11 protein-coding genes are annotated in these 11,616 nt (G+C 62.5%); all 11 read right to left on the reverse strand.

What is annotated here, in order from left to right; translation table 11 throughout:
* Positions 1-282 precede the first annotated feature (282 nt).
* Positions 283-1,218, reverse strand: coding sequence for a TraB/GumN family protein (locus QWB57_RS02865; protein ID WP_288968258.1), 936 nt, complete (start codon positions 1,216-1,218; stop codon positions 283-285).
* A complete protein-coding gene (locus tag QWB57_RS02870; protein ID WP_288968265.1) occupies positions 1,215-2,165 on the reverse strand; it encodes a DUF1684 domain-containing protein in 951 nt (316 codons plus the stop codon). The genes QWB57_RS02865 and QWB57_RS02870 overlap by 4 nt, the downstream gene beginning before the upstream one ends.
* Positions 2,162-3,955 carry a DNA mismatch repair endonuclease MutL gene (mutL, locus tag QWB57_RS02875; protein ID WP_223626920.1) on the reverse strand — a complete coding sequence of 598 codons (1,794 nt, stop codon included), beginning with the start codon at positions 3,953-3,955 and terminating at the stop codon, positions 2,162-2,164. Before mutL ends, QWB57_RS02870 begins: the two co-directional genes overlap by 4 nt.
* A 37-nt stretch (positions 3,956-3,992) precedes the next feature.
* On the reverse strand, positions 3,993-5,537 hold the full coding sequence (locus QWB57_RS02880; RefSeq protein ID WP_223626917.1) for an N-acetylmuramoyl-L-alanine amidase: 1,545 nt from the start codon (positions 5,535-5,537) through the stop codon (positions 3,993-3,995).
* A 107-nt stretch (positions 5,538-5,644) separates the two neighbouring features.
* Positions 5,645-6,100 carry a tRNA (adenosine(37)-N6)-threonylcarbamoyltransferase complex ATPase subunit type 1 TsaE gene (gene tsaE / locus QWB57_RS02885; protein ID WP_223626915.1) on the reverse strand — a complete coding sequence of 152 codons (456 nt, stop codon included), beginning with the start codon at positions 6,098-6,100 and terminating at the stop codon, positions 5,645-5,647.
* Between the two features lie 32 nt (positions 6,101-6,132).
* On the reverse strand, positions 6,133-6,603 hold the full coding sequence (gene rlmH / locus QWB57_RS02890; RefSeq protein WP_223626912.1) for a 23S rRNA (pseudouridine(1915)-N(3))-methyltransferase RlmH: 471 nt from the start codon (positions 6,601-6,603) through the stop codon (positions 6,133-6,135).
* Between the two features lie 32 nt (positions 6,604-6,635).
* Positions 6,636-7,043, reverse strand: coding sequence for a ribosome silencing factor (gene rsfS / locus QWB57_RS02895; RefSeq protein WP_223626909.1), 408 nt, complete (start codon positions 7,041-7,043; stop codon positions 6,636-6,638).
* Positions 7,040-7,738 carry a nicotinate-nucleotide adenylyltransferase gene (gene nadD / locus QWB57_RS02900; RefSeq protein WP_288968261.1) on the reverse strand — a complete coding sequence of 233 codons (699 nt, stop codon included), beginning with the start codon at positions 7,736-7,738 and terminating at the stop codon, positions 7,040-7,042. Before nadD ends, rsfS begins: the two co-directional genes overlap by 4 nt.
* Positions 7,735-8,775, reverse strand: coding sequence for a DNA polymerase III subunit delta (holA, locus tag QWB57_RS02905; RefSeq protein WP_288968262.1), 1,041 nt, complete (start codon positions 8,773-8,775; stop codon positions 7,735-7,737). Before holA ends, nadD begins: the two co-directional genes overlap by 4 nt.
* 46 nt (positions 8,776-8,821) lie before the next feature.
* Positions 8,822-9,331 (reverse strand): LPS assembly lipoprotein LptE, encoded by a 510-nt coding sequence (gene lptE, locus QWB57_RS02910; RefSeq protein WP_223626903.1) that lies wholly within the window; start codon positions 9,329-9,331, stop codon positions 8,822-8,824.
* 71 nt (positions 9,332-9,402) lie between these two features.
* A partial coding sequence (locus QWB57_RS02915; RefSeq protein ID WP_288968264.1) for a class I tRNA ligase family protein occupies positions 9,403-11,616 on the reverse strand: 2,214 nt, incomplete at its 5' end.

Below are 11,616 nucleotides of genomic sequence, written 5' to 3' on the forward strand. Positions count from 1 at the left end.
GCCTATTCGCACGCCCAGTAACGGCTGGTATGGCTAATGGGGGCAGGTCACGTTGTACTTCGTCCTGAATATCTGTACGCGCCCTTGCGCATCGTAGACATACTCCCGAATATCTCCATTCGGGCCAGTGACAGACCCGGGAAGACCATTGCCACTATGGCTGGCGTACGACGTGGTGTGATTGAGGCCATTGCGAACCGACATCGTGTTTCCCAGCGCGTCATAGGTTGTTATTGTGCTCCCGGGTTGAATGATGGCAAATGGAACGCACCAGCAGTGTCCTCACAACTCGCAGCGATCACACACCCGCTCGACCTTGTAACCCTTGCCACGCAGCAGTTCCAGCAGGCCGTCATTGCCCAGCAGATGCAATGCGCCGACCACGATCAAGGTGTTGCCGGATTTCACGCCATCCAGACGGGATTGGATGTTTGGCAGCCAGTTCAAATTGCGTTGCACATCCAGCAGGCGGTAGCTTTCCGGGGTTTTGCCGGCCATGTCGGCGCGCATGCCGCTGTCTAATTTTTCGACATCCCCAGCGCGCCACCAAGCGTGCATGTCATTGAGTTGGTGGATGGCTTTTTGCGGGTCGGCCAGAAACTCGTCGATGCCTTGGCTTTGTTCGGCATACGGAATGCTGTCCATCGCCTGCAATTGCGCGTCGATCGTTTCCAGCCCTGCGGCGGGCTTGCCGGCTTTGGCGGTGCGTTCCATCAATTGCCGATCCATCCCCAACTCGGGGCGAAAACCCAGTGCCTGACTGACGCTGAGCACCAAGGCCAGATTTACCGCCCATGGCTCTTGCTGCTCCACCGCCTGCACCGAACCACCGCCGGCGGCTAGCAGGGTGTTCAATTTTTCCAGCGTGGGCTTTGGCAATACTTGGCTCAGGCTCTTGCCATTGTCGTAACCCATGTAGTGCTGCATCCTGGTCATGGTTTCAGGCGCGGTCATCGCCGCAGGGTCAACTTCAAACAGTACTTGTTGGCTGTCATCGAATGCGCGATCTATCTCCGCCGGCAGCGGGTAGTCATCGGCTTTCAACAAGTGGAACGAGCCCAGCAAATACACGGCATTGTCGGCATCCGACACTTTCCACAGCAGCGGGCGCTGCACAGGCGTGGCGGCAGCGGCAACCGGCGGGCTGGGTTGTTGCGCGGCGTGGGCCACTGGCAGCAGCAGCGCGCACAGCAGCAGAGCAAGTCGTTTGCAGGTCATGGGGCATCCTTGGCAGTGGTTGCGGGCTTGGCGTAGGCCTTCTCGCCAGCCTCCACACTCAGATCCAGGCGATTTTCCGGCGGCGGTAATGGGCAGGTGGCGAACGGCGTGAACGCGCAGGGCGGGTTGTAGGCTTGGTTGAAGTCAATCACCAAGCGGCCATTGGCATCGGGCTTGGGGGCATCGATGAAGCGCCCGGCACCGTAACTGCCGTGACCACTGGTGCGGTCAGCAAACACCAAGAACAAGGTGCCTTCGCCTTCATCCAAAGCTTCCAACCGATAGGTTTTATCACCGCGAACAAATTCCACCACGCCGGGGTTGGGGATGTCATCCGTGCTGCCGATGATGTTGGCAATCGGCAAAGTCTTGCCGGCTGGATGGGCGATGAAACGCGCCGGTATTTGCCAATCTTGCCCACCGATCCAGTAGGTCAGGCCGGCAAAATGCACGCGACTATCGGCATCGGCGTGTTTGACCCGCAATGCAAGTCTGCCGCCGCGCTCGATCACCGTGGCCTGACCTTTATCGCCATCAAACCCCAACACACTGGCGCCGTTTGGATCGTGGTCGCTGCGCAGCACACCGCTGCGCGCAGGGAAACCATCGATGGTCACCTCGGTATCGGCGGTGAAGCTGACCTTGCCATCGCGCACATTGAGCAAACCCAGATGCGCCGGACCCATCGCCAAGCGAATGCCGTTGTCCTGACTACTGCCCACCCGATGGGAGCCAGGGTCCAGCCAGTGCAGCCCAATCAGACTGGTCCAACCATCGGCGCGGGTGAGTGCAATCACGCGCCGGCCACGCCACATGAATTGCGCATGCGCATATTGTTTTGCGGCCGCTTCAATCCGTGCTGCTTCGTCCATCGACGGCTTCGGCGGTGGGCGATGACACGCAGCCATTGTGACTCCCGCAACCAGCACGATGCCGGCGTACTTCAACGTCCGCGCAAGAACCATTTATCGATCTCCGCCAAATTGAATGTCGTCCACGTAGGCCGGCCGTGATTGCATTGGCCGGAACGTTCGGTGATTTCCATGTCGCGCAGCAAGGCGTTCATTTCTGGGATGCTTAGCCGCCGATTGGCGCGTACCGCGCCATGGCAGGCCATGGTGGCCAGCAATGCGTCACGGGTTTCGGCCACCCGTCGGGTGCTGCCGTGTTCGCGCAGGTCGGTGAGTACATCGCGCAGCAAGGCCTCGGCATCGCCATGCGCCAGCAGTGCCGGCACGCTGCGCAATAGTAGCGATTGCGGCCCGCTGCGCTGCACTTCAAAGCCCAGTTCCAACAGCGTCTGTGCCTCGCGTTCAGCCACATCGGCTTCGCGTTCGGACACCGCCAAACGGCTGGGCACCAAGAGCGGTTGGGTGCGCAGGCCGGCGCCGTCATGCGCCATTTTCAACGCTTCGTAACCAATGCGCTCGTGTGCGGCATGCATATCCACCACGATCAAGCCCTCGGCGTTTTCGGCCAAGATATAAATACCGTGCAGTTGCGCGATGGCAAAGCCCAGCGGCGGCATGCCGCCAGGTGCGTCTTCGGGTATCGCCGCCATGGCTGCCAGCGGTGCCGATGGCATGACCGCAGCGCCACCACGCGGCGCATACAGCGCGGCATAGGCGGCAGGCGCATCGCTGACACGCAGGCCCATCGGTTGTTGCTGCGGGACTTGCGGCAGTGGCCAAGCTTGCGCCGCAGCACCCGTATTAGCACCCGACACCGTTTGCCCATTGCCGGCGCGGGTTTCAGCCAGCGCCTGGTGCAGGGCACGATAGACAAATTCATGCACCAACCGCGATTCACGAAAGCGCACCTCATGCTTGGCGGGGTGCACATTGACGTCCACGCCGCGCGGATCGAGTTCGAGAAACAGTACATAGGCCGGGTGGCGGCCATGAAACAGCACGTCGCTATACGCTTGCCGTACCGCATGGGCCACATTGCGGTCACGCACGCTGCGGCCATTGACGTACAGATATTGCTGGTCGGTGCTGGCGCGATTGTAGGCCGGTTGCGCGATCCAGCCATGCAGGCGCATCCCGGCAGCGCTGTGGTCCACGCGCAGCACATTGCGCGCAAAGTCTTCGCCCAACGCCTCGTGCAGACGCAGCTCCGACAACAGGTCACCCTCGCCTTTCCAACGCCGCGACGGCTTGCCGTTGTGGGTGACGCGCAATTCCACATCCGGCCGCGCCAGTGCCAAAGTGCGCAGCCAGTCTTCGATATGGGCAAGCTCTGTACGTTCGGCGCGCAGGAATTTGCGCCGCGCCGGCACGTTGTAAAACAGATCGCGCACTTCCACCGTGGTGCCTTGCGGATGCGCCTGCGGCACCACTTCGCCAAGGCTGCCGCCATCGATGCGCAACTCCGCGCCATGCTGCGCATCGCGTGCGCGTGACACCAGCCGGAAACGGCTGACCGAGGCCACCGACGGCAGTGCTTCGCCGCGAAAGCCCAACGTGGCCACAGATTCCAAATCATCGATCGATGCAATTTTGCTGGTGGCATGCCGGCTCACCGCCAGTGGCAATTGCTCGGGGGCAATGCCGCCACCATCGTCGCGGATGCGGATCAGCCGCACCCCGCCTTCTTCCAGGTCAATGTCGATACGTTGCGCGCCGGCATCCAGCGCATTTTCAACCAATTCCTTGACCACCGAGGCGGGGCGTTCAACGACTTCGCCGGCGGCAATCTGGTTGATGAGAACTTCGGGGAGTTGACGGATATTCACCCGCCAAGTTTAGCCGCTGCCGCGCGATGACTGGGGCTTAGCGGCTGCCGCCAATACCACCGCGAACGGGGGTTTCCGATTGTGCCGATTGTGCGGCCTGCGCACGCGCGGCGTACAACGTGCCCGGCGGCGGCTGGCGCGAGAAATAGGTGTCGATGCCGTCCAGGATCGCACCCGCCAAGGTGTGCTGGAAGGTGGGGTCGGTGAGCCGCTTTTCTTCATCCGGATTGGAAATAAAGGCGGTTTCCACCAGCATCGCCGGCATTTTGTCGGACGTGCGCAGCACCGCGAAATTGGCGCGCTCGATATCCGGCTTGTGGTTATTGCCCACCCGCTTCAAGCCGCCCAACACATGGTCGGCAGCATCTTCCGAGGCTTTCATATTGCCGCTTTGGGTCAAATCCAGCAGCACCGACGTCAAGGTATTGTCGGCCACTTTCACGCGCCCGCCGCCAATCACGTCGGCGGCGTTTTCCTTGTCGGCCAGCCAGCGTGCGCGCTGCGACGACGCGCCACGGGTGGACAACACATATACGGATGAGCCGCGTGCGCCGCGATTTTCAGCGGCATCGGCGTGAATGGACAGGAAGATGTCGGCTTTGTTGGCGCTGGCGCGACGGGCGCGATATTCCAGCGGGATGAACACATCGGCATCACGGGTCAGATAGGCCTTCAACCCCGGCGTGGCATTGACCTGCCGCGCCAGTTCCCGGGCGATGGCCAAGGTGACATCTTTTTCACGCGCACCATTCAACCCGTGCGCACCCGGGTCCTGCCCGCCGTGGCCGGCATCAATGGCTACGATCAGGGGGCGCATGCCCTTTTGCATCGGTGTTTTCGGCAAAACCGGGGCAGGTGGCTGCGTCGTCGCTTCCGGCACATCCGGCTGTGGTTTGCTGGTCGGTTCCACGGCCACCGGCCCCGCCGTCATCACCTGCTTCGCCAATTCGGCAATGGGGTCGAGCGCGGGTTTGGTGGTTGCCGCAAGAATTGGCTTCGCGCTTGGCTTGCTGGCATCGAGCTGCGCATTCGCAACAACATTTGCTTCAGGCTTCGAACCCGATTTGGCCTTGCTTTCGGCAGTGGCCAACGGTGCCGCCAAGCTGGCCGTTTGCGGTAGCACAACCGGTGGTTTCTGCAGTTGCGGTTGCGCCCCCACGTCGGGCTTGCCCGCCACCCCATCGCCAGGCCATTCCAGTTGCAGCTGGGCCCCCGTGGTTGCGGTGTCCACCAGAGTGGGGATGGCCGCGACCGGGCTGGACAGGTCAAACACCACGCGCACCGTGCCTGCCACGGGCTGTCCGGTGCGCACGGCTTTGACGATCCCGGAGGCCGCCGGCACTGCCAGATTGCGGGCCAGATGACTGTCAGGGAAATCCACCACCAACCGCTCCGGGTTGGACAAGCGAATCAACTTGTAGCTGCCGGGCTTATCCAGCTGCACCACGGCGCGCGTCCCCGTAACCCCGACATCCAAACGCAATTGCTTGATTTCAGAGGCATTTGCCGAGACACAGCTGAGCGCAACCAGCAACGTGGCCGCTGACATCCAGAGCTGAGAGCAGTTCCGCTTGGTGCGCATGGCCCGGAGTAAACCACCTGCAACCCGTGTTTGCAAGTACTTTTCCCTTCAAAATCCGCAACCTGCAAGACATTCATGCGCCATCACTGAACTGAATGCCTGAAAGCTCACCCTGACGCCAGTGCATCCAGCCAAGCCTTGCCACAAGGGCTATGTGGCTGCAGCCTGCAGCGCCGTCCTAAACCTTCGGTCTGAAGTGCGATCTCCAGATCCGCCGGCGGCAGCGCGCCCTGCCCGCGCTCGGGCCACTCCACCAGCCATAACCGTGCCTCGCCGCCATCCAGCCCCAGAAATTCCAGCTCGCCGGGGTTGCCGATGCGGTACAGATCCAGATGCACCGCCAAGCCACCCTGCGCTAACGGATATTGCTCGACAAGGGTGTAGGTGGGGCTGCGAATGGTCCCGGTAACCCCAAGACTGCGCAACAATGCCCGCGCCAGACTGGATTTGCCCGCTCCCAAATCACCCTGCAGATGGATAACGGCGCGTTCCGGCAAGGTTTGCGCAAGCTGCGCGCCCAACGCATCGGTGGCTGCGGGATCAGGAAGAAAGTATTCGTTCATTTGCCTATCGTGCGGCAAATCAACGTGCCTGCTCAAGCGCGATGATAGGGATGGTTGCTCAATAGTGCGGTGGCACGATACAGCTGCTCTGCCAGCACCAGCCGCACCAGCATGTGCGGGAGGGTGAGTGGGCCGAGTGACCAGTGTTCATCCGCACGCGTGATGACGTCGGCGGCATGGCCTTCGGGGCCGCCAATCAGGAAGGTCAGGTCGCGGCCTTGGCTGCGCCAATATTCCAGCCGCGCGGCAAGTTGCTCCGAGGAATGCATTTTGCCGTGGCCATCCAGCGCCACCACATGCGTGTTTTTGGATAGCGCGGCGAGTACCCGCGCACCTTCATCGCTCATCGCACGCGCAGTGTCGCGCCCTTTCCCGCGCACGCCGGGTTCCACTTCCACCAGCTCCAATGGCAGCCCGTGGGAAAGGCGCTTCTGGTATTCGGCAAAGCCCTGTGCAACCCAGCCAGGGGCGCGTTCACCGACAGCGATCAGGCGCGCTTTCATGTTTCAAGCGATCCCCTTCAGGGGGAAGACGCTCAGGCAACGTCGGCCGCGCCATCGCCCGGGTGTTGATCGCCCACCGACCACAGCCGTTCCAGCGCATAGAACTCGCGCACGCGCGGCAGCATGACGTGTACCACCACATCACCCAGATCCACCAACACCCATTCGGCCTCGCGCTCGCCTTCCACGCCGAGGGGCATGACGCCAAGTTGCTTGGCGAACCGCACCACTTCATCGGCTGCCGATTTCACGTGGCGGGTGGAGGTGCCCGAGGCAACCACCATGTAATCGCAGACGCTGCTTTTGCCACGCACGTCGATTTCAACCACATCCTTGGCTTTGAGTTCTGCCAGCCCGTCGTGCACGGACTTGAGCAGCACATCCACGGACGGCGGCGGGGTGGGCAGGCTGGTTTTGATAACTTGGGCGGCGGTAGTCAAGGGCGATCGCTCGATAAAGATGGTGGCAGTATAGCGGCGTCCCCCCCATACAGTCCTTGACGGACGATATAGGCCGCAACCGGCGGCGGCACCCACGACTGCCATTCGTGACCGCTGGCAATTCGCCGACGCAGCTCGCTGGACGATTCCGGGCGCAACTGCGGCAGCGGCAATAGTGCAAATCCACCTGTGGCCGCCTCCACCAGTGCCGCCGGTGGCAGCCAGCGGCCATTGATTTGCGCCAACACCTCGGGCGCTGCGGTGCGCAGACGTTGCGCATCCAATTGCGAGCCAGGGCGTTGCACGCACAGGATGTGGGCGAAGTCGAACAATTCGCGCCAGCGGTGCCATGTGTGTAATTGCAACAGGGAATCGGCACCGATCAACCATGCGATGGGTGTGCGTGGGCCCCATTCGTCGCGCAGCTCGCGCAGGGTATCCACCGTGTAGGACGGGCCAGCACGGTGCAGCTCGCGGCGATCCAACGCAATATCAGTCACATTGGCAAGCGCCAATGCCAGCATCGCCGCGCGTTGCTCGGCATCGGCATGGGTGATGCCCTTATGCGGCGGATCGCCCGCCGGCAGCATCAACACCTCGGCCGCGAATACATCACGGGCGGCCGTGGCTACCGCCAGGTGCCCGTTATGCACGGGGTCGAAGCTTCCGCCATAGCAAATGCGCAAACGGCTCACGGGGCCAGCAAGCGCAGCGCGCCTTTATCCGCCACCGCCAGCAGCAGGCGTTCCAATTGCTGCCACGCGTCGGTAGTTTCCTGACCCAGGCGAACACGGCCTTTGGAGATGCGATCCACGCGGCCGGCATCGCTCAGAAACCGCTGCCAACGCTCCGGCGAATGGCGCGCCAAGGCACGCTTGTACACCGCTTGCTTCGAATCCCAGATGCGCTGCGCCTTGCACTCGGCGGCAAAATTGCGCGCCTGCGCCAGCGCTGCCACCGTGCCCAACTCTTTGACCACCATGCCCATCAACGCCTGGATGGCTTCACCTTCCGCGCGCAGGCCAGCGATGATGCGGGCCACTTGCGCGGCCTGCCCGTTCAACGCGGCATCGGCAAGTCGAAACACGTCGAAGCGGGCAGAGTCGGCGACCAACGCGTCCATCCGCTCGACATCCAGCACCTCGCCACTGCCATGCAGCAGCAGCGCCAACTTATCCACTTCCTGCGCCGCCGCCAGCAAATTGCCTTCCACCCGTTGCGCCAGCCGCGTCACCGCATCCGGCGTCGCTTTGAGGCCGCGGCTGCGCAAGCGTGCGCCCATCCAACCAACCAACTCATGCGGCTTGACCGGCCATGCAATCACCACATGTCCGGCCCTGGTAATCGCTTCACTCCATTTGCCGGCATGGGCTTTTGACCACTCTGCGGCGATTACCAGCAGCACCACATCACTGGGTGGATTGGCGCAAAACCCCGTGATCAATTTACTGCCGTCGTTGCCGGGTTTGCCGGTCGGCAAACGCACCTCGATCAAGCGCTGGCTGGCAAACAAACTGGGGGCATGGATGCTGGCGTCCAGTGCATCCCAGTCGGCATCGCGGCCGTCCATGTCATGCACTTCACGCTCACTGATATCCTGCTTGCGCGCCGCCACACGTACGGCGTCGGCCGCTTCCAATACCAATAACGCTTCACTGCCCGCGACCAGATAGATCGGGCGTAGCGGCTCCGCCGCAAGCTGTGCGGGCAACCGGTCGGCGCTTAGTTCCATCTGTCAGCGCTCCATACGCCAGCCACAGAGCCGGGTTGCGCCCGGATCAGGGCACAACCACCGCTTTCGATGCCGCATCGACCCGCCGCAAAATCGCTGCGGCCATATCACGGCGCAACTCCTTCACCAGCATTTCGCGCTCGCTAGCCTTGCCGATGGAGTCCACCGCCGGGGCCAAATAGTCGCGCGACAATTCCACTGCCTGCTGCGGCACGGCCACGCTGCCGTCGGCGCGATGCAGGCTGAAAATCACCGCATAGCGCAGCGCGTATTCCTGTGCTCGCCCGGACTGGTCGTTGCTGATGGGGGTATCGGCCCATTGCTCGGAAATCACCTGCAAGGTGGCAACACCTTCAGTGGCATCGGCCGCAGCTGCCTGCGCGCCGGCACGCTGCAAACCATCCGCCAACAGTTCCGACAAGGGACTGTAGCGATCGGCGGCCAACACCCGCACGGGGCCCAGATTGGCCGGCAGGTTGAGCGCATTGCGCAGATGGAAACCACAACCGGACAGCAAGGTTGCGGCAAGGGCGATGGTAAGCAGGCGTGAGTTCATTCTTGGAAGTCTAGGCGAAAACGACAGAAAAATTGCTGCCGACCCCATTACAACGGGGTCGGAACGTGCTGTCACACCACGATATTGACGATCTTGCCCGGCACCACAATCACCTTCTTCGGTGTGTGCCCGGCCACGAAGCTGGCCACATTCGGTTCGGCCAGCGCCGCCGCTTCGAGCGCTTCGCGGCTGGCATCCACGGGCATGTCTATGGTGCCGCGCAGCTTGCCGTTGACCTGCACCGCCAGCTTGACCGCATCGCGCACCATGGCGGACGCATCGGCCTGCGGGAACGGCTGATCTTCCAGCAAGGTTTCCGGATGGCCCAGCGTTTGCCACAACGCGTGACAAATATGCGGGGTGATCGGGTTGAGCAGCAGCACGATGGCCTCGAAGGCTTCGTGGCGCACGGCACGGCCCTGATCGCTGGTATCGGTGAACTTGGCGACGTGATTGAGCAGCTCCATCAACGCGGCAATCGCGGTATTGAAGCTGTGCCGGCGGGCGTAGTCATCACCCACTTTCTGAATGGTTTCGTGCACCAACCGGCGCAGGGTTTTCTGTGCCGCATCCAGGTGTGCAACAGCAACGACCGGGTGATCGGGCTGCGCGGCATGCGCGTGCACATCACGCCACAAGCGACGCAGGAAGCGCGCCATGCCTTCCACCCCGGCATCGCTCCACTCCAGTGATTGCTCTGGCGGGGCGGCAAACATCGAGAACAGGCGCACGGTATCGGCACCGTATTTGTCCACCAGTACCTGCGGGTCCACCCCGTTGTTTTTCGACTTCGACATCTTCTCGGTGCCGCCGATCAGAACCGGCAGGCCATCGATCCGCGAGGTGGCCCCGATCACCCGCATGCGCTCGTCGTGCTGCAATTCGACATCGGCGGGGTTGATCCATTCCTTCGCGCCGTGGGCGTCTTCGCGATAGAAGGTATCGGCAATCACCATGCCTTGCGTCAGCAGGCGCGTGGCCGGCTCATCGCACGTCACCAAGCCGGCATCGCGCAACAGCTTGTGATAGAAGCGGAAATACATCAGGTGCAGGATCGCGTGCTCGATGCCGCCGATGTATTGATCCACCGGCAACCAGTAATTGGCGCGCTGATCCACCATATCGGCGGCACCCGGCGAGGTGTAACGAGCGTAGTACCAGCTCGATTCCATGAAGGTGTCGAAGGTGTCGGTTTCACGCTCGGCCGCACCGCCGCAACCGGGGCATGTTGTCTTGCGCCATGCCGCGTCTGATTTGATCGGGGAATGCACATCACCCGCGGCAAACGCATCGGCCACATCTTCCGGCAGCACCACCGGCAGTTGATCTTCCGGCACCGGCACCGCGCCGCAACTGGCGCAATAAATCACTGGGATCGGGCAACCCCAATAGCGTTGCCGGCTCACACCCCAATCGCGCAGGCGGTAGTTGATCTGGCGCTTGCCGATGCCGCCAGCCTCAAGTTGTGCCGCCAAGGCCTCGAATGCGGCATCGAAATCCATCCCGGAAAACTCGCCTGAATTGATCAGCCAGCCGCGTTCGGTGGATGCGCCGTCTTCTTCAATGCCACGCAGGAATTCGCGCACCGTCGCCACCGCAGCGTCGATCTCGTACACGTCCACCGGCGCGTGGCCGCCCAGCGCGACCGCCATCGGGTCATCGTGATCGTGCAGGTGAGTATTGATTTCTTCCAGCGCATCACGAGTGGCCGCATCCGCGATCACAGGCTTGACCGGCAGGCCATAGGCCTTGGCAAATTCCCAATCGCGCTGGTCATGCGCCGGCACCGCCATCACCGCGCCGGTGCCATAACCCATCAGCACGAAGTTGGCGACATAGATCGGCACGTCTTCGCCCGTGATCGGATGCCTGGCCCACTGGCCGGTGGCCATGCCGCGCTTTTCCTGGGTTTCCAGTTCCGCCTCGGACACACCGCCCTGCTTGAGCCCGGCGATGAAGTCGGCCAGCTCGGGATTGCCCTGCGCGGCCTTCTGGGCCAGTGGATGTTCGCCGGCGATGCTGATGAAGGTCACGCCCATCAGCGTGTCGGGACGCGTGGTGAAGACGGTGAGCGGCGCGTCCTCGCCATCGACCGGGAACTGGATCTCCAGGCCCTGGCTGCGGCCGATCCAGTTGCGCTGCATGGTCTTGACCGAGTCCGGCCAGCCGGGAAGCCGGTCCAGCTCGTCCAGCAGCTCCTGCGCGTAGTCGGTGATGCGCAGGAACCACTGCGGGATCTCGCGCTTCTCCACCAGCGCGCCGGTGCGCCAGCCGCGGCCGTCGAT

Source organism: uncultured Thermomonas sp. (assembly GCF_937872235.1).
GTDB lineage: Bacteria > Pseudomonadota > Gammaproteobacteria > Xanthomonadales > Xanthomonadaceae > Thermomonas > Thermomonas beijingensis.